The sequence below is a fragment of the Enterobacter cloacae complex sp. HYC080_NIDB genome (assembly GCF_056673325.1).
Map to the genome: position 1 here is coordinate 822,309 of NZ_CP114212.1, position 24,891 is coordinate 847,199.

Annotated in this window: 23 protein-coding genes; 20 read left to right on the top strand and 3 right to left on the bottom strand. The window is 58.1% G+C overall.

From position 1 onward, the window contains the following. Window positions 1-7 precede the first annotated feature (7 nt). From O1723_RS03935 to O1723_RS03990, 12 genes are all read left to right on the top strand, one after another. Window positions 8-1,030 (top strand): aromatic ring-hydroxylating oxygenase subunit alpha, encoded by a 1,023-nt coding sequence (locus O1723_RS03935; protein WP_014885172.1) that lies wholly within the window; start codon window positions 8-10, stop codon window positions 1,028-1,030. Then, window positions 1,030-1,779: an SDR family oxidoreductase gene (locus O1723_RS03940; protein WP_248190701.1), complete on the top strand. Its 750-nt coding sequence runs from the start codon at window positions 1,030-1,032 to the stop codon at window positions 1,777-1,779. The genes O1723_RS03935 and O1723_RS03940 overlap by 1 nt, the downstream gene beginning before the upstream one ends. A gap of 12 nt (window positions 1,780-1,791) precedes the next feature. Next, a complete protein-coding gene (locus tag O1723_RS03945; RefSeq protein ID WP_014885170.1) occupies window positions 1,792-2,580 on the top strand; it encodes an IclR family transcriptional regulator in 789 nt (262 codons plus the stop codon). A gap of 78 nt (window positions 2,581-2,658) precedes the next feature. Beyond that, window positions 2,659-3,585 (top strand): VOC family protein, encoded by a 927-nt coding sequence (locus O1723_RS03950; protein ID WP_023337746.1) that lies wholly within the window; start codon window positions 2,659-2,661, stop codon window positions 3,583-3,585. Further along, window positions 3,582-4,769: an NAD(P)/FAD-dependent oxidoreductase gene (locus tag O1723_RS03955; protein ID WP_023337745.1), complete on the top strand. Its 1,188-nt coding sequence runs from the start codon at window positions 3,582-3,584 to the stop codon at window positions 4,767-4,769. Before O1723_RS03950 ends, O1723_RS03955 begins: the two co-directional genes overlap by 4 nt. Window positions 4,770-4,794: 25 nt before the next feature. Continuing rightward, entirely contained in the window at window positions 4,795-6,051 is a 1,257-nt protein-coding gene (locus tag O1723_RS03960; protein WP_023337744.1) for an MFS transporter, read from the top strand. Between the two features lie 10 nt (window positions 6,052-6,061). Further along, the gene (locus O1723_RS03965) at window positions 6,062-6,592 is read left to right on the top strand and encodes a cupin domain-containing protein (RefSeq protein ID WP_014885166.1); all 531 of its coding nucleotides are present in this window, start codon (window positions 6,062-6,064) and stop codon (window positions 6,590-6,592) included. Window positions 6,593-6,601: 9 nt separating this feature from the next. Beyond that, complete coding sequence (locus tag O1723_RS03970; RefSeq protein WP_023337743.1) at window positions 6,602-7,372, top strand: alpha/beta fold hydrolase; 771 nt, start codon at window positions 6,602-6,604, stop codon at window positions 7,370-7,372. Then, entirely contained in the window at window positions 7,356-8,150 is a 795-nt protein-coding gene (locus O1723_RS03975; RefSeq protein WP_014885164.1) for an SDR family oxidoreductase, read from the top strand. The genes O1723_RS03970 and O1723_RS03975 overlap by 17 nt, the downstream gene beginning before the upstream one ends. Window positions 8,151-8,159: 9 nt before the next feature. Then, window positions 8,160-8,930, top strand: a complete 771-nt coding sequence (locus O1723_RS03980) for an aspartate dehydrogenase (RefSeq protein ID WP_023337742.1) — start codon at window positions 8,160-8,162, stop codon at window positions 8,928-8,930. Between the two features lie 9 nt (window positions 8,931-8,939). After that, entirely contained in the window at window positions 8,940-10,409 is a 1,470-nt protein-coding gene (locus O1723_RS03985) for an aldehyde dehydrogenase (RefSeq protein ID WP_023337741.1), read from the top strand. A 13-nt stretch (window positions 10,410-10,422) separates the two neighbouring features. Further along, on the top strand, window positions 10,423-12,063 hold the full coding sequence (locus tag O1723_RS03990) for a thiamine pyrophosphate-binding protein (RefSeq protein ID WP_023337740.1): 1,641 nt from the start codon (window positions 10,423-10,425) through the stop codon (window positions 12,061-12,063). Between the two features lie 113 nt (window positions 12,064-12,176). Here the strand turns inward: O1723_RS03990 and O1723_RS03995 are convergent, their stop codons facing one another. Beyond that, complete coding sequence (locus tag O1723_RS03995) at window positions 12,177-13,445, bottom strand: OprD family outer membrane porin (RefSeq protein ID WP_023337739.1); 1,269 nt, start codon at window positions 13,443-13,445, stop codon at window positions 12,177-12,179. Window positions 13,446-13,655: 210 nt separating this feature from the next. Continuing rightward, window positions 13,656-14,414 carry a metalloprotease LoiP gene (loiP, locus tag O1723_RS04000; protein ID WP_023331256.1) on the bottom strand — a complete coding sequence of 253 codons (759 nt, stop codon included), beginning with the start codon at window positions 14,412-14,414 and terminating at the stop codon, window positions 13,656-13,658. Window positions 14,415-14,686: 272 nt separating this feature from the next. Here loiP and tkt point away from each other — a divergent pair, with 272 nt between their 5' ends. The 7 genes from tkt to O1723_RS04035 all read left to right on the top strand — a co-directional run bounded on the left by tkt (window position 14,687) and on the right by O1723_RS04035 (window position 23,069). Further along, window positions 14,687-16,678, top strand: a complete 1,992-nt coding sequence (gene tkt, locus O1723_RS04005) for a transketolase (RefSeq protein WP_023337738.1) — start codon at window positions 14,687-14,689, stop codon at window positions 16,676-16,678. Window positions 16,679-17,018: 340 nt separating this feature from the next. Then, the gene (gene epd / locus O1723_RS04010; protein WP_014885157.1) at window positions 17,019-18,038 is read left to right on the top strand and encodes an erythrose-4-phosphate dehydrogenase; all 1,020 of its coding nucleotides are present in this window, start codon (window positions 17,019-17,021) and stop codon (window positions 18,036-18,038) included. Window positions 18,039-18,087: 49 nt separating this feature from the next. After that, window positions 18,088-19,251, top strand: coding sequence for a phosphoglycerate kinase (gene pgk, locus O1723_RS04015; protein WP_014885156.1), 1,164 nt, complete (start codon window positions 18,088-18,090; stop codon window positions 19,249-19,251). 92 nt (window positions 19,252-19,343) lie between these two features. After that, a complete protein-coding gene (gene fbaA / locus O1723_RS04020) occupies window positions 19,344-20,423 on the top strand; it encodes a class II fructose-bisphosphate aldolase (protein ID WP_014885155.1) in 1,080 nt (359 codons plus the stop codon). A 186-nt stretch (window positions 20,424-20,609) separates the two neighbouring features. Further along, window positions 20,610-21,464, top strand: coding sequence for a small-conductance mechanosensitive channel MscS (mscS, locus tag O1723_RS04025; protein ID WP_023331254.1), 855 nt, complete (start codon window positions 20,610-20,612; stop codon window positions 21,462-21,464). Window positions 21,465-21,609: 145 nt separating this feature from the next. Further along, entirely contained in the window at window positions 21,610-22,245 is a 636-nt protein-coding gene (argO, locus tag O1723_RS04030) for an arginine exporter ArgO (protein WP_023338768.1), read from the top strand. 92 nt (window positions 22,246-22,337) lie between these two features. Continuing rightward, a complete protein-coding gene (locus O1723_RS04035) occupies window positions 22,338-23,069 on the top strand; it encodes an oxidative stress defense protein (protein WP_014885152.1) in 732 nt (243 codons plus the stop codon). Window positions 23,070-23,113: 44 nt separating this feature from the next. Here the strand turns inward: O1723_RS04035 and argP are convergent, their stop codons facing one another. Next, complete coding sequence (gene argP, locus O1723_RS04040) at window positions 23,114-24,007, bottom strand: DNA-binding transcriptional regulator ArgP (protein WP_008499727.1); 894 nt, start codon at window positions 24,005-24,007, stop codon at window positions 23,114-23,116. 127 nt (window positions 24,008-24,134) lie between these two features. On the opposite strand from argP, the gene rpiA reads away from it, so the two are divergent. Then, window positions 24,135-24,794 carry a ribose-5-phosphate isomerase RpiA gene (gene rpiA, locus O1723_RS04045; protein WP_003860091.1) on the top strand — a complete coding sequence of 220 codons (660 nt, stop codon included), beginning with the start codon at window positions 24,135-24,137 and terminating at the stop codon, window positions 24,792-24,794. Window positions 24,795-24,891: the final 97 nt, after the last annotated feature.

Consider the following 24,891-nt stretch of genomic DNA (forward strand, 5'->3'; position numbering starts at 1 on the left):
CAACGCGATGACGACTACCGTACAAAACTATCTGGATAAAGGTCTGCGCGGCCTCTGGTATCCGGTACTGGCGAGCTGGGAAGTGCAGTCCGCGCCGGTGGGGATTACCCGCCTGGGCGAGCAGATTGTGGTCTGGCGCAATAAAGACGGCCAGGTGCAGGCGCTGGAAGACCGCTGTCCGCACCGCGGCGCACGCCTGTCGATGGGCTGGAACCTTGGGGACCGTATTGCCTGCTGGTACCACGGCGTGGAAGTGGCGGGCAATGGCGAAGTGAAAGATGTGCCCGCCGTGGACAAATGCCCGCTGGTCGGCCAGCAGTGCGTGCGCAGCTATAACGTGCAGGAGGCGCACGGCGCCATTTTCCTGTGGTTCGGCGTCACTGCTGACCAGCAGCCGGACGAGCTGACTTTCCCGGATGAGCTCGCCGACACGGACAGTTTCAGCAACTTCCTCTGCACCGCCGCGTGGAAATGCAATTACCAGTACGCGCTGGAAAACGTCATGGACCCGATGCACGGCACCTATCTGCATTCGTCGTCACATTCGATGGCAGAAGGGGATCGCAAGGCCGACATGGTGCTTCAGCCGACCAAAACCGGCTTCATCTTCGAGAAAAAGGGGCAGAGCGGCGTCAATTTCGACTGGGTGGAATTGGGCAACAGCGGCACCTGCTGGATGCGTCTCTCCATTCCGTATAAGAAGCGTTTCGGACCGGGCGGCCACTTCTTTATCGTCGGCATGGTGGTGCCGGAAGATAACGACAACTGCCGCGTCTTCTTCTGGCGCATCCGCCGCGTGCAGGGCTGGCAGCGCGATATGTGGCGCTTTATGTACCGCAATCGTCTGGAAAAACTGCACTGGGAAGTGCTGGAGCAGGACCGCGTGGTGCTGGAAAGCCTGGCGCCAAATGCCCGTGACCATGAATACCTCTACCAGCACGACGTCGGGCTCTCGCGCCTGCGCCGCATGATGCAAAAGGCCGCGAAAGAACAGCTGGCGATGCGCGAAGCGCAGCAGGGAGCCGCCTGATGAACGGACTGCTGAGCGGGAAGCGCATCGTCGTGACCGGCGCCGCGCGCGGGCTGGGTTACCACTTTGCCAGCGCCTGCGCTGCGCAAGGTGCCTGCGTGGTGATGTGCGACATCCTCAAAGGCGAGCTGGCCGAAAGCGCCCACCGTCTGAACGAGCAAGGGTATGCAACCGAATCGCACGTTATCGATCTGGCCGATCCGCAGTCCATCGAGCAGGTATTCAGCGCCATTGGCAAGCTGGGGCAGATTGACGGCCTGGTGAACAACGCGGCAATGGCGACCGGCGTGGGCGGTAAAAACATGCTGGATTACGATCCGGATCTCTGGGATCGGGTGATGAGCGTGAACGTCAAGGGCACCTGGCTGGTGACGCGTGCCGCCGTGCCGCTGCTGCGCGAAGGGGCAGGGATTGTGAACGTGGCGTCAGATACCGCGCTGTGGGGCGCGCCGCGCCTGATGGCCTACGTGGCCAGTAAGGAGGCGGTGATTGCGATGACCCGCTCAATGGCGCGCGAGCTGGGAGAAAAACGCATTCGAATCAACGCTATCGCGCCGGGGCTGACCCGCGTCGAGGCCACCGAATATGTGCCCGCCGAACGCCATCAGCTCTACGAAAATGGCCGCGCGTTAACGGGCGCGCAGCAGCCGGAGGATGTCACCGGCAGCGTGGTCTGGCTCTTAAGCGATCTGTCGCGGTTTATCACCGGGCAGCTGATCCCGGTCAACGGCGGTTTTGTCTTTAACTAAGGTATGGCGATTATGGCAAACGATCAGGAAGTGAAGTATCTGGTGCCGGGGCTTGAACGCGGTTTGCAGCTGCTGTTGGCCTTCGGCGAGCAGCATCGCGAGCTGACCTTTGCCGAGCTACACCGGCTGGTGGATATGCCGAAGGCCACTGCCTACCGCGTGGTGCAGACGCTGGAGTATATGGGTTTTCTGGAGCGCAATGCGCGCACCAATACCTTCTCGCTGGGCATGAACGTGCTGCGCCTGGGCTTTGAGTACATCGCCTCGCTGGATGTGGCGCAGGTAGGCCAGCCGGTGATCGAGCAGCTTCGCGATGTCAGCCAGTGCAGCAGCCATCTGGCGATCCGCGACGGACGCGACATTATTTACATTGCCCGCGTCAGCGCCGCCGGGTCGCGTATCAATCAGGTCAGCATTGGCACCCGTCTGCCGGTGCACTGTACCTCGCTTGGACGCATGTTATTGACCGATATTTCCCGCGCCGATTTTGAACAGCTGTTCCCGCACGAGCGGCTGCCGGGCAACACGCCGGGGCAGCTTCACGACCGCGAAGCCCTGTGGCAGATGGTGCAGCAGGACAAAGCCCGCGGATATGTGATTGGCGAGTCTTTCTTCCGCCACGGCATCTCTTCCATCGTCTATCCGGTGTATGACCGAAGCCAGCGCGTGGCGGCGGTGGTCAGCATTCTGGTGCCGTCGGAGGAGATCCCGCAGACCGACCGCGAGCGGCTCCAGAACGAGGTTCGCCTCGCGGCAGATAAAATTTCTGGCTTCTTAGGGTACCTGTCACAGGCCAGTTAAATCAGTGAGTTAACGTCAGGCGCTTCAGTGCGTCGGGCATGTTTTACGCCCAATTTGGGCCAGATGAGGCAACGAACGATGAGTGTAACCGGAATTGAAAAGCTGGAATTTGGCGTGGAAGACCTGACGCACTGCGCCAAATTTATGCGTGATTTTGGCCTGACGGGCGATGCCAGCGGCCAACGTTTTACCACCCTGAGCGGCGCGCGCGTGGAGCTTAATCCGATCGACAGCCCCGACCTGCCGCCAGCCTTTGAAGCGGGCAACACCCTGCGCCGCATGGCCTGGGCGGTGGCCACCCCGGCAGACCTCGATGCGCTGCGCCCGAAGCTTGCCGGGCAGCCTGGCTTTCGTGAAGTGGGTGACGTCCTGGAGTGCCGCGATCCGAACGGCATGACGCTGCGCGTGCAGGTCAGCCAGCAGACCGACGTGGAGCTGAACGTTGAGCCGATTAACCAGTGGGGAGACGCTCGCCGAATCGACACCCCCAGCCCGGTCTACGATCGCGCCCAGCCGATTAACGTCGGGCACGTGGTGTTTTTCGTTGAGGAGCTGGCCGCGGTGGAGACATTTTATCGCGAGGTGCTCGGCTTCCAGGTCTCTGACCGCTACATCAACCGCGCCGTATTCCTGCGCTGCGGCGTGCGCGGCGGCCATCACAACCTGTTCCTGCTGCAATTACCGAACCGTAAGCGCGGGCTAAACCACGTTGCGTTTACGGTGCGCGACATCCACGAGGTGATCGGCGGCGGTATCGCGATGAATAAAAACGCCTGGAGCACGTTTATTGGGCCGGGCCGTCATCCGGTGTCGTCGGCCTATTTCTGGTACGTCAACAGCCCGACCGGCGGCGCGTTTGAGTATTACACCAATGATGACTACCTGACTGAAAACTGGCAGCCGCGCGAGCTGGAGCATTCGCTGGTCTCCTTCACCGAATGGGCGGTGGAAGGCGGCATCGACCACGACACGCGCCGTCAGCAGAAAAAGCCGGAGGCGGTATGACGTCGCGCATTGTCATTATCGGCGGCGGTCAGGCGGGCGGCTGGGCGGCAAAAACCCTCCGCGACGAGGGCTTCGAGGGCGAGATTTGCGTGGTGGCGGAAGAAGCGTGGGATTTCTACGAACGTCCGCCGCTGTCGAAGGCGTCTCTGCTGGAGCCTGACGCGGCGCTCCCGCGGCTGTTTTCCGAAGAGGCACAGCTGGCGCTGGATCTGACCTGGTACCGCCCACTGCGTGCGGAGCAGATCGACCGTCAGACAAAAACGGTGTGTTTAAGCAACGGTACGCGTCTTAGTTACAACATTCTTTTGATTGCCACCGGAGGGCGGGCGCGTCTGCCGGGCGAGGCGTGGGCGGCGCATCCGCAGGTCTATACCCTGCGCCACTGGCAGGACGCGCAGCGTCTTAAGGGGCGCCTGGCGCAGAGTAAAACCCTGGCGATAGTGGGCGGCGGCTGGATCGGCCTTGAGATCGCCGCCTCCGCGCGCAAAAACGGCGTGGCGGTCACGCTGTTCGAGCAGCAGCCCGCGCTGTGCATGCGGTCGGTGAGTGGAGAAGTATCGCAACGCTTAGCGGCCATCCATCGCGAACAGGGCGTCGACATCCGTACCGGCTGCGGTGCGCTGGAGCTGGAGGACGACAATGGCCTGCCGGTTATTCACTGTGATGGCCAGCGCGAAACCTTTGATGCGGTGGTGGTCGGGATCGGCGTCGATCTCAATCTGGAACTGGCGCGCGATGCGGGGCTTCATACCGGGCGCGGGATCGTGGTGGATGCTCAGGGGCGTACCTCGGATCCGTTCATCTTTGCGGCTGGCGATGTGGCTCAGCATCACCACTACGGCTTGTGCATTCAGTCGTGGGCATTTGCCCAGAATCAGGCGGTGGCGACGGCGAAAGCGATGCTCAACCCCGATGCGCCAGGCTACGACGACGCGCCGTGGCTGTGGTCGGATCAATACCAGCACAATATTCAGATCCTCGGCATTCCGCATCCGGGCAGCAACACGATAGCGCGTGAAGATTCGCTCTTTTTCTCGCTGGATGAAAACGGACGACTGACGCAGCTGGTGGCGTTTAACGATGCGCGCACCGTCAAGCTGGCGAAACGTTGGATGGCGGCAGGGCGGGATTTATCGGACGTACCGCTCGCCGACCCGACTTTTTCACTGATGTCATTGCGATAGCTAACCCGCACCCGTAGGGGGAGAGATGACCACATTAGAGACCAACACCGCGCCCGTTGAGGCAGGCGGTGAGGGAACCCGCACGCCTGAAAAAGCAGTGCGCTGGGCTATCCCGCTGTCGCTGCTGGCCTGCGTGCTGCTGGCGTTTTTCGACAAAATCAGTATTGCGGCGCTGTTTTCTGACAGCCATTTCCAGCAGGCGATGGGGATCGATTTCGACACCACGCGCCTCGGCATTCTGATGAGCGCCTTTCTGCTGAGCTACGGTTTTTCGTCAGTCTTTCTCAGCGGGCTGGGAGATAAAATCGCGCCGCTGCGCCTGCTGACCGGGATGATGGCGATCTGGTGCGTGCTGATGGTGGCGATGGGCTTTACCCACAACTATACGCTGATGATCGTGCTGCGCATTCTGCTGGGGGTGGCGGAGGGGCCGCTGTTCCCGCTGGCCTTCGCCATTGTGCGTCACAACTTCCCGCAGCATCTGCAGGCGCGCGCCACCATGCTGTGGCTGCTTGGCACGCCGGTGGGCGCGGCGATTGGTTTTCCGCTCTCCCTCTGGCTGCTGAACACCTTCGGCTGGCAGAGCACCTTCTTCGTGATGGCGATGCTTACCGTGCCGGTATTGATTTTCGTGCGCGTCGGTCTGCGTGGTATCCGCCTGGAGGCGAAACCTGGCACCACGCAGGCGTCTCAGGATGAGCGGCGTGCCGCGCGGCGCGAGCTGTTCGTCAGCCCGCACTTCTGGATCATCTGCATCTTTAACATCGCCTTCCTGACCTACCTGTGGGGCATCAATGGCTGGCTGCCGGGCTACCTGATCAAAAGCAAAGGCATTCACCTGGAGCATGCGGGCTGGCTGTCCTCGATGCCGTTCATCGCCATGCTGGCCGGCGAAGTGATTGGCGCGTGGCTCTCTGACCGGGTCGATAAGCGTGCGGCAGCCTGCTTTATCTCCATGGCGGGCGCGGCTGTCGGGCTGGCGGCGGTCATGCACCTCGACACCCCGCTGACTATCATCGCCGCGATGAGCTTCAGCACCTTTATGTGGGGCACTGGCGCACCCAACATTTTTGCCCTGCTGGCGAAGGCCACTCATCCACGGGTGAGCGCGACGGCGGGCGGCATTTTCAACGGGCTGGGAAACTTCGCGGGCGCACTGTCGCCAGCGGTGATGGGGGCGCTTATCGCCTTCACCCACAGCATGGATTCCGGGCTGATTTTTCTGGCGGTGATGGCGGCGGTGGGCTGCGTCCTGTTACTGCCGCTGCTGAGACGTTACTGAGGAGAGTGTCATGACTGATTCAACCGTAACCCATAAATCAGGCATCAAACCTGAGCACCTGACGATGGAAGAGTGGGTCGAGTCGCGCATCGCGCGCTTTGAAGGCCGTAAGTACGACTGGAACGCGCTGAAGTTCCAGGCCGACTATGACCCGAAATATCGCCGGGCGCAGATGCGCTACATCGGCACCGGCGCAACGGGCGTGGCGAACGACACCAACACCGTGCAGGCGGACCATTTCACCTTCTCCACCATGGTGCTGCCGTCGAAGTGTGAAGGGCCGCTGCACCTGCATGACGACGTGGAAGAGGTGTTCTTCATGCTTAAAGGGCAAATCACGCTGATGATCCAGGACGGCGAACACTACACCGAAACCGTGCTGCGCGAGCGTGACCTGATCTCCGTCCCGCCGGGTATCTATCGCGGCCTGTTTAACCACGGGGAAGAAGAGGCGCTGATGTGCGTCATGCTGGGGACCAATAAGCCGGAAATCCCGACCTATCCCGCCGATCATCCGCTTTCAAAAGTGAAGCGGAACTAAGGGGGCATGATGACGGGTTTTCGTGAACAGGGAAGCGGCATTCCGCTGATGCTGCTGCATGGGATCAGCTCGGGGGCTGCCTCCTGGCATAAGCAGATGGCGCTGAAGGGTTTTCGCGTGCTGGCGTGGGACATGCCCGGTTATGGCGAAAGCCCGATGCTGACCGTAGAACGGGCGAGTGCGGGAGATTACGCCGATGCACTGGCGGCAATGCTTGACCGCGCGGGCGTCTGGCAGGCGGTACTGGTCGGCCATTCTCTCGGGGCTCTGGTCGCCAGCGCCTTTGCGGCGAAGTTTCCCGACCGGGTGCGGCATCTGGTGCTGGCAGATGCCGCGCAGGGCTACGGTCAGGCCGCACCGGAGCAACGCGAGCAGGTCTGGCGCAGCCGCGAGCAGCAGATGGCGCTGGGCGGTGAAATCCTTGCCCAGACCCGCGCGGCGAAGCTGTTGCGCCCCGGCGCCCGCGGGGAAGATATCGCCACCGTCGCGTCGGGCATGCGCAAGCTGCGTCCTGAGGGCTACCTTGCCGCCGCGTGGATGCTGGCACACGACGATATTCACGGCTGGCTTAAACGTTACTCCGGCACGTTTGAGGTCTGGTGCGGCGAGCAGGATGCGATCACGCAGCCCGAGCTGGTGCAGGGGCTGGCACTGCGCTACGGCATGCCGTTTACCGCCATTCCCCAGGCCGGGCACGCCAGCTATCTCGATAACGCGGCGTTTTTTAACCAACAGCTTTTACGCATTAACGAAGAGGTGCGCGATGAATGCACAAATTGACGGGCGCGTAGCGGTAGTCACCGGCGGTTCTTCTGGCATTGGCTTTGAAACGCTGCGCCTGCTGCTGGGCGAGGGGACAAAAGTGGCTTTCTGCGGCCGAGACCCGGACCGGCTCGCCAGCGCCCACGCGACGCTGCAAAACGAATACCCCGACGGCGAGATTTTCTCCTACCGCTGCGACGTGCTAAACGCTGCCGAAGTCCAGGGCTTTGCGGATGCCGTTCAGGCCCGCTTTGGCGCGGCGGACATGCTGATTAACAACGCCGGGCAGGGCTATGTGGCGCATTTCAGCGATACCCCGCGCGAAGCGTGGCTGCACGAAGCCGAACTGAAATTGTTCGGGGTGATCAACCCGGTGCAGGCGTTTCAGCCTCTGCTGGAGCGGTCCGATATCGCCTCCATTACCTGCGTGAACTCTCTGCTGGCGCTGCAGCCGGAGGAGCACATGATCGCCACTTCTGCCGCCCGTGCTGCGCTGCTGAATATGACGCTGACGCTCTCAAAAGAGCTGGTGGGTAAAGGTATCCGCGTGAATTCCATTTTGCTCGGCATGGTGGAGTCCGGGCAGTGGCAGCGCCGCTTTGAGAGCCGGACGGACAAAAGTCAGAGCTGGCCGGAGTGGACGGCGGATATCGCGCGTAAACGTGGCATCCCGATGGCGCGTCTCGGCAAGCCGCAGGAGCCCGCGCAGGCGCTGCTGTTCCTCGCCTCGCCGCTGGCGTCATTCACCACCGGCGCCGCGCTGGACGTTTCCGGCGGCTTCTGCCGCCACCTGTAAGGAAACATTATGAAAAAGATCATGTTAATTGGTTTTGGCGCCATGGCGCAGGCGGTGATTGAGCGTTTACCCGTGGGCGTGGCTATCGGCTGGATCGTGGCGCGTGAATCTCATCATGCGGCGATTCACACACAGTTTGGTGATGCAGTGATGGCGCTCGGTACGCCGGTGGCGTGCGCTGACACGCCCGATCTGGTGCTGGAGTGCGCCAGCCAGCAGGCGGTGGCGCAGTACGGTGAGGACATACTGCGTCGCGGCTGGCATCTGGCGGTGATCTCCACCGGCGCGCTGGCGGACAGCGCGCTGGAGCAGCGTTTGCTCAGTGCTGGCGGCAAGCTGACGTTGCTCTCCGGCGCGGTTGCCGGTATCGACGGGCTTGCGGCGGCGAAAGAGGGCGGGCTGGAACGCGTGACCTATCAGTCGCGCAAAAGCCCGGCCAGCTGGCGCGGCAGTTATGCTGAGCAGCTTATCGACCTTAACGCGGTGTCTGAGGCGAGCGTTTTCTTTGAAGGCAGCGCCCGCGAGGCGGCGCGCCTGTTCCCGGCGAACGCCAACGTGGCGGCGACGGTGGCGCTCGGTGGCGTCGGGATGGACGAGACGCGCGTGCAGCTGATGGTCGACCCGGCAACGAAGCGCAATACCCACACGCTGCATGTCGAAGGCGTGTTCGGCGAGTTCCATCTTGAGCTGAGCGGGCTGCCGCTGGCGTCTAACCCTAAAACCTCCACTCTTGCAGCACTGAGCGCGGTACGCGCCTGCCGCGAGCTGGCCCTGAGCTGAGGAGCGACGATGGACGATCTGAAGATTTTTATCGGCGGCCACTGGCGACATGGTGGAGGCAACCCGATGCAGAGCCATTTCCCGGCAGACGGGTCGATCAATGCGACGCTGAATGCGGCAAGTCTCGACGATCTGAATGACGCAATCGAGGCCGGCGAGCGGGCGTGGCGCGATCCCGCGTGGCGCAGCAGCCTGCCGCACATGCGCGCGAGGATTCTGCATAAGGTCGCGGATCTGATTGAATCCCGCGTCGAGGAACTGGCGAAAATGCAGAGCCGCGATAACGGCAAGCCGCTCGCGGAGGCGCGTGGGCTGGTGATGAGTGCGGCAGGGACGGCGCGCTACTTTGCCTCTGCCTGCGAGCTGCTGGAAGGGGAACTCCCGACGCCACGCCAGCCGGATCTGCTGACCCTGAGCCGCTATGAACCGCTCGGCGTGGTGGCTGCCATCACGCCATGGAACTCGCCGATTGCCAGCGAAATGCAAAAGGTTGCCCCGGCGATTGCCGCCGGAAATGCGGTGATCCTCAAACCTGCCGAGGCCACGCCGCTGATGGCACTGGAGCTGGCGCGTATTTTTGAACAGGCCGGGCTGCCCGCCGGGCTGCTGAGCGTGCTACCCGGTAAAGGCTCGGTGATTGGCGATGCGCTGGCGCGTCACCCTAAGGTGCGCAAAATCTCCTTTACCGGTGGCACCACTACGGGCCGCTATCTTGCACACGTGGCGGCGGAAAAGCTGATCCCGGCATCGCTGGAGCTGGGCGGAAAATCACCGACCATCGTGCTGGAAGACGCAGACATCGAGCAGGCCGCGCGCGGCATCTGCTACGGCATTTTTAGCTCGGCAGGGCAGGCGTGCATTGCCGGTTCACGGCTGTTTATCCACGAGAGCATTTACGCGCCGCTGATGTCGCGGCTGCTTGAGCTCACGCGCGGGCTGCGCGTCGGACATCCGTTTACCGACGGCACCCATGTCGGGCCGCTGATTAACCCTAAACATCGTCAGAGCGTGCAGGATTACGTCGAGCTGGCGAAGCGCGAAGGGGGCCGCGTGCTGTGCGGCGGGGAGATCCCGGCCGATCCTGAGCTGGCAAACGGCAGTTTCTTCCTGCCCACCCTCATCGAAGGGCTGAGCAACAGCGCCCGCGCGTGTCAGGAGGAGATCTTCGGCCCGGTACTGGTGGCGATGCCGTTTCGCGACGAGGCCACGCTTATCCGCGAGGCCAACGACTCGGTGTACGGCCTGGCGGCGGGGATCTGGACGCGCGATGCCGGGCGCGCGCTGCGCCTGAGCGAACAGCTTGAGGCGGGCACGGTGTGGATCAACACCTACAAAGTCTTTGCGATTTCAACCCCGTTCGGGGGCTTTAAAGAGAGCGGTCTGGGCCGCGAAAAGGGCATTCAGGGGCTGAAAGCCTGGATGCAGCAAAAGAGCATTTATCTGGCGACGGGTAACAGCGTCAACCACTGGTGCGACTGAGAAAGGGTGAGCAATGAGCGAAATGATAACCGTCGGCGACGCCATCGCCAGAACGCTGGAGCAGTATCAGGTTGAGGCCATCTACGGCGTCATCTCCATTCACAACCTGCCAATCGCGGATGCAGTCGGGCAGCGCGGCAACATTCGCTTCGTGCCCGCGCGCGGTGAAGCGGGATCCGTGACCATGGCCGACGCCCACGGACGTTTTTCCGGTCTCGGCGTGGCGCTGACCAGCACCGGTGCGGGTGCGGGTAACGCGGTAGGCGCGCTGGTAGAAGCGATGAACGCCTGCACGCCGCTGCTGCATTTAACCGGACAGGTCGAAAAAGCCTGGCTGGATGCCGATACCGGATTTATCCATGAAACCCGCGACCAGCTGACCTTCCTGAAGGCCAGCTCCAAACGGGCGTACCGCATCAGCAACGCCAACCAGGCGATAGCTATCCTGCACAAAGCGATTCAGGACGCGCAGACGCCGCCGTGCGGGCCGGTCTCTGTTGAGATCCCGATTGATATTCAGAGTGCCAATATTCCGCTTTCGCTGGTGACCGCACCGATGAAACCTACGTCGGTCGCCACCGTGGACCCCGCGATAGTTGACGCACTCTGGGCACAGCTGAAGCAGGCAAAACAGCCGTTGCTGTGGCTGGGCGGCGGAGCGCTGAGAAGCGCTGATGCGGTGAAAAAACTGGCGGATGCAGGCATCACCGTCATCTCCAGCACCCACGCGCGCGGCGTGCTGCCGGACAGCCATCGCGGTAGTCTGCGGGCGTTTCACAACTCGCCATCCGTTGAAGCGCTCATCGCGCAATGTGACTTTACGCTGATCGCCGGTTCACGCCTGCGCAGCAACGAAACCCGCTCATGGACGCTGGCGCTGCCGTCTCCACGGGTACAGGTAGATATCGACCCGGCGGCGGCGAGCCGTAATTATCTGATGGATAACACGCTGATAGCCGATTGTTCCGCGTTGCTTAGCGCGCTGGCCGACAACGTACAGGGGCGTGAGTGGGGCAACGCGCAGTGGGACGCGCTGGTTCAACAGGCGGTTGAGCAAGCCGGGCAGGGCCTGCGCGATCAGTGCGGCCCCTATGCGAGACTTAACTATGCCATCGAGAAAGCGCTTCCGCAGGACGGCCTGCTGGTGCGCGATATCACCGTGTCCGGCAGCCTGTGGGGCAGCCGCCTGTTCCGCGCCAACGGCCCGCTGATGAACATTCACTCGCTGGCCGGAGCCATTGGTATGGGGTTGCCGATGGCCATTGGCACCGCGATAGCTAACCCGCAGCGCAAGGTTGTGGGGCTGGTGGGTGATGGTGGTCTGAGTCTGAACCTAGGCGAACTGGCGACGCTGGCCCAGGAGAAAGCCAACGTGACGCTGCTGATCATGAACGACGGGGGGTACGGCGTAATGCGTGGTATTCAGGATAAGTATTTCGGCGGGCGTCAGTATTACAACGAGCTGCATACGCCGGACTTCACTCTGCTGGCGCAGGCGATTGGCCTGCAGGCATGGAGCGTTGAGCGTGCCGATGATTTTGATGCCGTTATGACAGAAGCGCTGGCGATGCCGGGCCCGTCGGTAGTGGAAGTGCGGATGGGGCAGATTGGCGCCCTGAAGTTTGCCGGGCCGCCGCAGAAGACGCTGTATTGATATCGTGGATATCGCCCGGTGGCGCTGCGCTTACCGGGCCTACGGTTTCTCACACAATAACAGCGAAAAAACCGTAGGCCGGGTAAGGCGAAGCCGCCACCCGGCTTTTTTCATCAGAACACGTTAAACGGGTATTCCACGTAAGCACGGATCTCATCCCCACCCACGTTGTAATCGCTGGCGTTGCTGGAGACACGCAGCACGGAATAGCGCAGCTTCAGCTTCAGATCTTTCGCCGGACCATCCTGCACCTGGTACTGGATCTGGTTGAACCACTCATGCTCTTTGCCGTTGCTGGTTTCAGAGGTTTTGATGTTATCGCCACGCACGTAGGCGGTGGTCCAGCTCAGGCCCGGCAGGCCGAGTCCGCCAAAGTCCAGGCCGTACGATGCCTGCCATGAGCGTTCGTCTTCGCCGTTGAAATCAGACCAGTAGGAGTTAGCCAGCCAGATGGTGTTGCCGCCGTCACCCACACCGCCCTGGTCGCGGTAGCCACCGTAGTTGTAGCCGGTGCTGCCGCTGCTCTGCTGGTATGCCACCTTGAACGTGTGAATGTCCCAGATATAGCTCGCTGCCAGGCTCCAGATGGTGTTGCTGCGGCCCGTGTCGAGGCTGTCGGCGTAACCCTGCTCCAGACGCGAGTTATAGCCGTTAAAGTCGAGTACCAGCTGCTGCCCGGTGCTGAACGGTTGTTTGAAATTCAGGCCCAGGTACTGCTTGTTCATTACCTCTTCATTATGCGAGGCATACACCGCACCGCTGAACTGCTCGTTAAACTGGTAGCTCGCGCCACCGAAGGTCAGGCTCTTCAGGCCGCTGTCGTGGCGGTCATCACTTTTGCGCTGCTCGTCGGTGAAGTAACCGGCGTTGACTTCCAGACCGTCGATCTCTTTTGAGGTCAGCAGGGTGCCGGTGTAGCTTTCAAACAGCAGGCGGGAGTTGTCGGCATTCACGATCGGCAGCTCAGGACGCTGACTACCGTAGCTCAGCACGGTATTTGAGATACGCATTTTGGCGGTTGCGCCAAATTTCGCTAAATCGGATTTTGCCCGGCCATCGTCTTCCTGTTTAAAGAAGTCGATACCGCCCGCACCGCTTTTTCCACGGCCACCGTCCAGACGAACGCCATACTGTGCAATGCCGTCTACACCAAAGCCCACCAGCCCTTCGGTATAACCGGATGTGAAGGTGGCAATAATACCCTGGCCCCATTCGGCTTTATCCTGCTGGCCCTGATGATAGTCGCGACTGATATACGCATTGCGTAAAAACAGGTCCAGATGGCTGTCGTCAATAAAACCCTGACTGTCGGATTGCTGGCTTGCAGCGGCGGGTAATGCGGCGAATAAACCTAAAGCAATTAACGATAATTCTTTTTTCACGGAGGGAACGTCTCTGTCTTAATATATTAAAATGAATTACTGCAGGTCGGATAATTACCCGAATGGTTAATGATTGCAATAATTATGTGTCCAGACGTTTCAGCGCTAAGAGCCGGATATGGAGAGGGTTTTGCGGGAGTTACCGATACGTGCGATTAAGTTGGCAATTCATGCGAAATAAAAAGGAGGCAAATTTGCCTCCTTCCAGAGTTATTTAATTCCATCTGCGGCCATACGGTCGCGAATATGTTGTGCACGTTCTTCTGAGGCCGGGTGATCGTCAAACATGGAGCTCTGGCGTCCCGCTTCCAGCTTCGCCAGTTTTTCGAAGCTGGTGGCTAAACCTGACGGATTAATCCCGCGTTTGCGCAACAGATCGTAAGAGTAGTCATCCGCTTCGGACTCCTGGCGCTGGGAGAACTGGGAATTGACCAGCTTTTCTCCGACATCGCCGAGCTGTGACTGAGACAGGCTGCCCACGATACCGCCCGCAGAGGCAGCCGCCGCACGGATGGCGTTGGTGCCTAAGGCAACCTGCATCCCTTTTTTCACGTGGCCGAGCGCAACGTGACCCATTTCATGGCCGATAACCGCTTCCACTTCGTTGTCGGTCATCATATCCATCAGCCCGCTATAGACGCGGATGCAGCCGTTTGCCATCGCGAAGGCGTTGACGTCTTTAGCCATGTAAACCTTATAGTTCACCGGCTGACCGTTGATGTTATCGCCGAGCGCGGAAGCAATCTTATTCAGACGCTGTGTGTAGGTACTGTTAGCCGGCGCAATCGTGGCTTTTCCGTCCATATCTTTACAGGCCTGATCGCTCAGCGCTTTAACCTGCGCATCGCTCAGGGAGTAGGCCTGAAAGGCTTCTGCGCCTGACGTCATCAGACCGTTAGAATCCATATTCTGACAGCCGCTCAGCATGAGCGTTGTACCCAGGGCCAGCACTATTGCACGCATTTTCATGAAGTTGCTTCCGTACTTGTTAATCTCAATAAAATCCGAAAAGTGCACCCGCAACGAAGCCGGGGCCGGGATAAGTATAAGGAATATCTACAGGCGCGGGCGAGCAGATTGCGCAACATGCGAGCATGATCCAGAGATTTCTTAAGCTGCAAAAGAATGGTCCATGTACATGCCTTGCGGCTTGGGTTACATTGTTGGCACTTTTTTCCGGCGTAGCCCAAAACGCGCTGTCGTCAAGGGCATGGCCTTTAACAGTCCGATCTGGAGTTAAAATGTCCTCACGTAAAGAGCTTGCTAATGCTATTCGTGCGCTGAGCATGGATGCAGTACAGAAAGCCAAATCCGGCCACCCGGGTGCCCCTATGGGTATGGCAGATATCGCCGAAGTCCTGTGGCGTGATTTCCTTAACCACAACCCGCAGAACCCGGCATGGGCTAACCGCGACCGTTTCGTGCTGTCTAACGGCCACGGCTCTATGCTGATCTACAGCCTGCTGCACCTCACTGGCTACGATCTGCCTATTGAAGAGCTGAAAAACTTCCGCCAACTGCACTCCAAAACTCCAGGTCACCCGGAAGTGGGTTACACCGCTGGCGTAGAAACCACCACCGGCCCACTGGGTCAGGGTATTGCTAACGCAGTGGGTATGGCGATTGCTGAGAAGACGCTGGCGGCGCAGTTCAACCGTCCTGGTCATGACATTGTTGACCACTTCACCTACGCGTTTATGGGCGACGGCTGCATGATGGAAGGCATTTCTCATGAAGTGTGCTCCCTGGCAGGTACCCTGAAGCTGGGCAAACTGGTTGCGTTCTATGATGACAACGGCATCTCCATCGACGGTCACGTTGAGGGCTGGTTCACTGACGACACCGCAGCACGTTTCGAAGCCTACGGCTGGCACGTTGTGCGTGGCGTTGATGGCCACGATGCTGACTCGATTAAACGTGCAGTAGAAGAAGCGCGCGCGGTCACCGATAAACCGTCCCTGCTGATGTGCAAAACCATCATCGGCTTCGGTTCTCCGAACAAAGCGGGTACGCATGACTCCCACGGCGCACCGCTGGGCGACGCGGAAATCGCATTGACCCGTGAAGCATTGGGCTGGAAACACCCTGCATTCGAAATTCCATCTGAGATCTATGCTCAGTGGGATGCAAAAGAAGTGGGCCAGGCGAAAGAAGCTGCCTGGAACGAGAAATTCGCCGCCTATGCGAAAGCCTTCCCTCAGGAAGCGGCTGAGTTTACCCGTCGTATGAAAGGCGATATGCCGTCTGACTTCGACGCGAAAGCGAACGAATTCATCGCTAAGCTGCAGGCGAACCCATCTAAAATCGCCAGCCGTAAAGCGTCCCAGAATGCGATCGAAGCATTTGGTCCATTGCTGCCTGAATTCCTCGGCGGTTCCGCTGACCTGGCGCCATCTAACCTGACTCTGTGGTCTGGTTCTAAGCCAATTAACGAAGACACTGCCGGTAACTACATCCATTACGGTGTACGTGAATTCGGTATGACCGCGATTGCCAACGGTATCTCCCTGCACGGCGGTTTCCTGCCGTACACCTCTACCTTCCTGATGTTCGTAGAGTATGCGCGTAACGCCGTGCGTATGGCTGCGCTGATGAAACAGCGTCAGGTGATGGTCTACACCCACGACTCCATCGGTCTGGGCGAAGATGGTCCAACTCACCAGCCGGTAGAGCAGGTGGCTTCCCTGCGCGTGACCCCGAACATGAGCACCTGGCGTCCATGTGACCAGGTTGAATCTGCGGTAGCGTGGAAATACGGCGTTGAGCGTCAGGACGGCCCAACTGCGCTGATCCTCTCCCGTCAGAACCTGGCACAGCAGGAGCGTACGCCAGAGCAGCTGGCGAACATCGCTCGCGGTGGTTACGTGCTGAAAGACTGTGCAGGCCAGCCTGAGCTGATCTTCATCGCGACCGGTTCTGAAGTTGAACTGGCGGTTGCAGCATGGGAAAAACTGACTGCCGAAGGCGTTAAGGCGCGCGTGGTCTCCATGCCGTCTACCGATGCGTTCGACAAACAGGATGCGGCTTACCGTGAATCTGTTCTGCCTAAAGCGGTTTCTGCGCGTGTGGCAGTGGAAGCGGGTATCGCTGACTACTGGTTCAAATACGTGGGCCTGAATGGCGCTATCGTCGGTATGACCACCTTCGGTGAGTCTGCGCCAGCAGAATTGCTGTTCGAAGAGTTCGGCTTCACCGTTGATAACGTTGTCGCTAAGGCGAAAGAACTGCTGTAATTGCTTGTACGGTGCGGGCTGACGCCCTCACCCCAGCCCTCTCCCACAGGGAGAGGGTGCAAACACTAAAAACGGTAACCTTTGGGTTACCGTTTTGCTTTTACCTCCCCGGCATTATTCCACCGAAAATGTGACGCATGTCATATAGCACGCTTATTCATCTGGACAGCCATTCCTTTTATTCCTCGATTCGCTTATTCTTGCTGAAGCGTTTCAGTCGATTAAATGTTCGACAATTGACCAATCAATCGCAGTTTGTGATAGCAAAGATTCCCCTTCGGGCGTAGCTGGATTACTCTTTCAGCCACCTCAAACTCAGGGATAGCTTTGCAGGAGATCTATGACCGTACGCGTAGCGATTAATGGCTTCGGTCGCATCGGGCGCAACGTGGTTCGTGCTTTATATGAATCCGGGCGTCGTGCGGAAATAACCGTGGTGGCAATCAACGAACTGGCGGATGCTGCGGGCATGGCGCATTTGTTGAAATATGACACCAGCCACGGCCGCTTTGCCTGGGATGTTCGCCAGGAAAGAGAGCAGCTGTTTGTCGGTGACGATGCCATCCGCGTGCTGCATGAAAGCAGTATCGCAGGGCTACCGTGGCGTGAGCTGGGCGTGGATGTGGTGCTCGACTGTACCGGGGTTTACGGCAATCGCGAACATGGCGAAGCTCACCTGGCAGCCGGTGCGAAAAAAGTCCTGTTTTCTCATCCCGGCAGTAACGACCTCGACGCGACCGTCGTGTTTGGCGTCAACCAGCATGAGCTGCAGGCTGAACACCTCATCGTTTCCAACGCCTCCTGTACCACCAACTGCATTATTCCGGTCATCAAACTGTTAGACGATGCGTATGGCATTGAGTCCGGCACCGTGACCACGATTCACTCCGCCATGCACGACCAGCAGGTTATTGATGCCTACCATCCGGATTTACGACGCACTCGCGCGGCGAGCCAGTCAATCATCCCGGTAGATACGAAACTGGCGGCAGGGATCACCCGAATTTTCCCGCAGTTTAATGACCGTTTTGAAGCGATTGCCGTGCGTGTCCCGACGATTAACGTCACCGCAATCGACCTGAGCGTGACGGTGAAAAAACCGGTAAAAGCCTGTGAAGTCAACCTGTTGCTGCAAAAAGCGGCACAGGGAGCATTTCATGGTATAGTTGACTATACGGAATTACCGTTGGTCTCAGTAGATTTTAACCACGACCCGCACAGCGCTATTGTTGATGGCACGCAAACGAGGGTCAGTGGCGCACACCTTATCAAGACGCTGGTCTGGTGTGATAACGAATGGGGCTTTGCTAACCGGATGCTCGACACCACGTTAGCAATGGCCGCTCAAGGTTTCAGGTAAGACGCATCGTGCGTCTGCAAAACTTTAAGAATCAACGAGAGGATTCACCATGTCTGTAATTAAGATGACCGATCTGGATCTGGCTGGTAAACGCGTTTTCATCCGTGCTGATCTGAACGTACCGGTTAAAGAGGGTAAAGTGACCAGCGACGCGCGTATCCGTGCATCCCTGCCAACCATCGAACTGGCTCTGAAGCAGGGCGCGAAAGTGATGGTCACCTCCCACCTGGGTCGTCCTACCGAAGGCGAGTACAACGAAGAGTTCTCTCTGCTGCCAGTGGTTAATTACCTGAAAGACAAACTGTCCAACCCGGTTCGCCTGGTAAAAGATTACCTGGACGGCGTTGAAGTGGCTGCTGGTGAGCTGGTTGTTCTGGAAAACGTTCGCTTCAACAAAGGCGAAAAGAAAGACGACGAAACCCTGTCTAAGAAATACGCTGCACTGTGCGACGTCTTCGTGATGGATGCATTTGGTACGGCGCACCGTGCTCAGGCCTCTACCCACGGTATCGGTAAATTTGCAGACGTAGCATGTGCGGGTCCTCTGCTGGCTGACGAACTGGAAGCACTGGGCAAAGCGCTGAAAGAACCTGCTCGTCCAATGGTCGCTATCGTTGGTGGTTCTAAAGTGTCTACCAAACTGACCGTGCTGGATTCCCTGTCAAAAATCGCTGACCAGCTGATCGTTGGCGGTGGTATCGCGAACACCTTCGTTGCTGCTCAAGGCCACAACGTGGGTAAATCCCTGTACGAAGCGGACCTGGTTGACGAAGCGAAACGCCTGCTGGGCACCTGTGACATCCCGGTTCCAACCGACGTTCGCGTGGCGACCGAGTTCTCCGAAACCGCAACCGCGACCCTGAAATCTGTTAACGACATCAAAGATGAAGAGCAGATTCTGGACCTGGGCGACGTTTCTGCACAGAAACTGGCTGATATCCTGAAAAACGCAAAAACTATCCTGTGGAACGGTCCTGTTGGCGTGTTCGAATTCCCGAACTTCCGCAAAGGGACTGAAATCGTGGCTAACGCTATTGCAGACAGCGAAGCGTTCTCTATCGCAGGCGGTGGTGACACCCTGGCAGCTATCGATCTGTTCGGTATCGCTGACAAGATCTCCTACATCTCCACTGGTGGCGGTGCATTCCTCGAATTCGTGGAAGGCAAAGTACTGCCAGCAGTAGCAATGCTCGAAGAGCGCGCTAAGAAGTAAGCCATTCAAGGGCAGGGAAACCTGCCCAATTTTCAGCGCGCTTATCAGAGCTCGCACCTTTTCTAACGGCCGAAGATACAGGACTAAGCAACATGTCTAAAATTTTTGATTTCGTAAAACCTGGCGTGATCACTGGTGATGACGTACAGAAAGTGTTCCAGGTAGCTAAAGAAAACAACTTCGCTCTGCCAGCAGTTAACTGCGTAGGTACCGACTCCATCAACGCCGTACTGGAAACCGCTGCCAAAGTTAAAGCACCGGTTATCGTTCAGTTCTCTAACGGTGGTGCTGCGTTCATCGCGGGCAAAGGCGTGAAAACTGACATTCCTCAGGGTGCTGCTATCCTGGGCGCTATCTCTGGTGCGCACCACGTACATCAGATGGCTGAGCATTACGGTGTTCCTGTTATCCTGCACACCGACCACTGCGCGAAGAAACTGCTGCCGTGGATCGACGGTCTGCTGGACGCGGGTGAAAAACACTTCGCAGCCACCGGTAAACCACTGTTCTCTTCTCACATGATCGACCTGTCTGAAGAGTCACTGCACGAAAACATCGAAATCTGCTCTAAGTACCTGGCGCGCATGGCCAAAATGGGCATGACTCTGGAAATCGAACTGGGTTGCACCGGTGGTGAAGAAGACGGCGTGGACAACAGCCACATGGACGCTTCTGCCCTGTACACCCAGCCAGAAGACGTTGATTACGCGTACACCGAGCTGAGCAAAATCAGCCCACGCTTCACCATTGCAGCGTCCTTCGGTAACGTACACGGCGTTTACAAACCAGGTAACGTGGTTCTGACTCCAACCATCCTGCGTGATTCTCAGGAATACGTTTCTAAGAAACACAACCTGCCTCACAACAGCCTGAACTTCGTCTTCCACGGCGGTTCCGGTTCTTCTGCTCAGGAAATCAAAGACTCCGTCAGCTACGGTGTGGTGAAAATGAACATCGATACCGACACCCAGTGGGCTACCTGGGACGGTATCCTGCAGTACTACAAAGCTAACGAAGCTTACCTGCAGGGTCAGCTGGGCAACCCGAAAGGCGAAGACCAGCCGAACAAGAAATACTACGATCCACGCGTATGGCTGCGCGCTGCACAGACTTCAATGATTACTCGTCTGGAGCAGGCATTCAAAGAACTGAACGCGGTTGACGTTCTGTAATTTGAGCTGCTGAAAGCGTTAAAAGGCCCGCAATAGCGGGCCTTTTTTTATGCTTTTTCAATACCCTGCAATACCTGTTTTTGTGATCTGCTTGGCAATACGCGTACTTTTTGTTTACCCTTTACTGACCTGCCTGTCTCGCTATGGGATGGTTTTTGTTGTTTATAAGAGCATAAGGAAAGATAAATGGAAGATCTCGGTGTTGTAGATAGCATCAATAACGCTGGCTCCTGGCTGGTGCGCAATCAGGCGCTGCTCATCAGCTACGCCGTGAATATTGCGGCGGCAATTGCCATTATTGTCGTGGGGATGATTGTTGCCCGTACCGTTTCCCGAGCCATCAATCGCGTCATGCTCACTCGCCACATTGACGCCACGGTTGCTGATTTCCTGTCAGCGCTGGTGCGCTATGGCATTATCGCGTTTACCCTCATTGCGGCATTAGGCCGTGTTGGTGTTCAGACCGCCTCCGTCATTGCCGTGCTGGGTGCCGCCGGTCTGGCCGTTGGTCTGGCACTTCAGGGCTCGCTCGCTAACCTGGCGGCTGGCGTTCTGCTGGTCACCTTCCGTCCGTTCCGCGCCGGTGAATATGTCGATCTTGGCGGCACGGCGGGTACCGTGCTGAATGTGCAGATTTTCTCCACCACGCTGCGTTCGATAGACGGTAAAATCGTGATAGTGCCGAACAAGAAGGTCATCGACGGGAACATCACCAACTTCTCCCGTGAGCCGGTACGTCGTAATGAGTTGATTATCAGCGTAGCGTACGACTCTGATATCGATCAGGTGAAGTCACTGATTAGCAACATCATTGCCTCCGACGATCGTATTCTGAAGGATAAAGAGCAGACTATACGCCTGAACGAACTGGGCGCGTCCTCTATCAACTTCGTGGTGCGTATCTGGAGCAAAAGCAGCGATCTGCAAAACGTATACTGGGACGTGCTGGAACGTATTAAGCGTGAGTTTGACGCCAACGGCATCAGCTTCCCGTATCCGCAGATGGACGTAAACGTCAAAAAAGTCAAAGAAGCAGAGTAACGTCACACCCAGGCCCGGTAAGCGTCAGCGCCACCGGGCTTTACTTTTATAAGCCCCGCTAATCCCCAATTAATATTATCCATTTCCTCTAATGTGATTCGCGCAGTATAGTCTGCATCCAGAACATTACTGTGAGAATTTCGTCATGTTATCCTATTACTTTCAAGGGCTTGCTTTAGGTGCGGCCATGATCCTTCCCCTCGGCCCCCAGAATGCGTTCGTGATGAACCAGGGTATTCGCCGCCAGTATCATCTGATGATTGCCCTGCTGTGCGCGGTGAGCGATTTGCTGCTGATCTGCGCCGGGATTTTTGGCGGGAGTGCGCTTCTGATGCAGTCGCCGTGGCTGCTGGCGCTGGTGACCTGGGGCGGTGTGGCCTTCCTGCTGTGGTACGGATTCGGTGCGTTGAAAACGGCGATGAGCAGTAACCTCGAACTGGCAAGCGCTGAAGTGATGAAGCAGGGGCGCTGGAAGATTATCGTCACCATGCTGGCGGTGACCTGGCTTAACCCGCATGTCTATCTGGATACCTTCGTGGTGCTGGGTAGCCTCGGCGGACAGTTAGACGTTGAGCCTAAACGCTGGTTTGCGCTGGGAACCGTCAGCGCGTCGTTCCTGTGGTTCTTCGGTCTTGCGATTCTGGCGGCGTGGCTGGCGCCACGACTGCGGACCGCCAAAGCCCAGCGCATCATTAATACGCTGGTCGGTCTGGTGATGTGGTTTATCGCTTTCCAGCTGGCGAAAGAGGGCGTTCATCATGTTCAGGGTTTGCTCAACTAAGCGTTGTCTTATGGACAACTGAGCCAGACCCGCTAAGCTTGCTGGCATGCGCCCTGTTTCTGGGGCACTCTTCGCAACATGGAGGAATGACAGTGAAGTTTAAAGTGATGGCCCTGGCGGCATTAGTGAGTTTAGGTGCGGTGTCGGCGCAGGCGAGTGAACTGCCGGATGGCCCGCACATTGTCACGTCAGGCACCGCAAGCGTGGACGCGGTACCGGATGTTGCAACCCTGGCAATTGAAGTCAACGTGGCTGCGAAAGATGCCGCCTCTGCCAAAAAACAGGCGGACGACCGCGTTGCGCAATATCTCTCCTTCCTGGAACAGAACGGTGTCGCCAAGAAAGACATCAGCTCTGCTAACCTGCGTACCCAACCGGATTACGACTACCAGAACGGCAAAAGCATCCTGAAAGGCTACCGTGCCGTGCGTACGGTTGAAGTGACCGTGCGTCAGCTGGACAAGCTGAATTCACTGCTGGATGGTGCGCTGAAGGCCGGTCTGAACGAAATCCGTTCCGTGTCGCTGGGCGTTGCGCAACCGGAGAAATACAAAGACGAAGCGCGTAAAGCGGCGATTGATGATGCCATTCACCAGGCTGAACAACTGGCGTCCGGCTTCAAGAGCAAGCTTGGCCCGGTATACAGCGTGCGTTACCACGTCTCTAACTATCAGCCAAGCCCGATGGTACGGATGATGAAGGCTGACGCGGCACCGGTTTCTGCGCAGGAAACTTACGAGCAGCCAACCATTCAGTTCGACGATCAGGTGGATGTGGTGTTCCAGCTGGAGCCCGTTGCAGCACAGCCGAAACCGGCTCAGTAACCTGTAGGCCGGGTAAGGCGTAGCCGCCACCCGGCTTTTTCTTTTTAATCCTGTCTCAACACCTTATGCCCATACGCCAGCAGTGCATCGGTGACGTTGCGCATCATGCGGCTTTCCGGCGCAAAACGATGCCAGTAGAGCATCCGGCGCTGATACAGCCCCGGCGTTAAATCAATCAACTCACCGCTTTTCAACTCTTTCTCAATCTGCAGATGCGGGATCATACAGCAGGTAGTGCCCTGACGCGCAAGCTGCACAAAAGCTTCAGACGAGTTGACGATATGGCACGGCACGCTGCCCGGCGGCAGGTCAAAGTTCTGCTGCAGGAACGCCTGATGCATATCGTCCAGATGGTCAAACGCCACGGCAGGCGCCTTCAGCAGCGCGGCGCGGGTGACGCCGTTAGGGAAGTAGCGCTCCGCAAAGGCTTTTGAACCCACAAACAGGTAGTCCAGCGCCCCCAGTTGATCCACCAGGCAGCTTGGCAGCGCCTGAGGCTGAATACTGACCGCCCCAACCACTTCACCGCGACGCAGACGTTCCTGGGTACGGGTTTCATCTTCAACCTGTAGATTCAGGCGAATCGGGGAGTCGGCCAGGACCGGGGCAAGGGCGGGCAGTAACCAGGTTGCCAGACTGTCGGCGTTGACCGCCAGAGAGAGCAGCAGCGGCGTGGAGCCCGTTTGTTCGTCACCCAGCCACTCGTCTTCCAGCAGCTCAACCTGGCGCAGCAGGGCGAGGAGCTTTTGACCTTGCTCCGTTGGGCGAGGCGGCACGGTACGCACCAGCAGCGGCTGCCCGAACATGTTTTCAAGCTGTTTGATACGCTGTGATACGGCGGACTGGGTGATACACAGCTTTTGCGCTGCGCGCTCAAAACCGCGTTCACGAATAACTGCATCAAGTGCCTGTAGTGTTCTGTAGTCCGGACGTTTCATTGCTCTGGCTGGCTCCTAAATTTTGCTTAATCTGCACTATGACACAATTTTCCCTTTGTGGCAGACGAAATCCATTCGACGTGTTCTATAATGCGCCCTGAGTTTTCACACCACAGGCAAAACGATCATGACGCAGGATGAACTGAAAAAAGCAGTAGGATGGGCCGCTCTCCAGTACGTACAGCCAGGTACCATTGTCGGTGTTGGTACGGGGTCAACGGCGGCACACTTTATCGATGCGCTGGGCACGATGAAGGGGCAGATCGAGGGCGCGGTTTCGAGCTCTGATGCGTCCACGGAAAAGCTGAAAAGCCTCGGCATTACCGTTTTCGATCTCAACGAAGTGGATCGTCTTGGGATTTACGTTGATGGCGCAGACGAAATCAACGGCCACATGCAGATGATCAAAGGCGGTGGCGCAGCGCTGACCCGTGAAAAGATCATCGCTTCCGTTGCAGACAAATTTATCTGCATCGCTGACGCCTCCAAGCAGGTCGATATTCTGGGGAATTTCCCGCTGCCGGTCGAAGTGATCCCGATGGCGCGGAGTGCGGTTGCCCGTCAGCTGGTGAAGCTGGGTGGTCGTCCGGAATACCGTCAGGGTGTGGTCACTGATAACGGTAACGTCATCCTCGACGTGCACGGCCTGGAAATTCTCGACGCGATTGCCCTGGAAAATGCGATTAACGGTATTCCAGGCGTTGTCACCGTAGGGCTGTTCGCCAACCGTGGCGCGGATGTGGCGCTGATCGGCACCGCTGACGGTGTGAAAACCATCGTAAAATGATCTGACGGGGGGAGCGCTCCCCCCGCTAAAAAATTTTTGAAAAGCTAAATTCGGTGACTTGTGTCACGTTTTTCCACCTCTTTTGCCGATCCTGCCA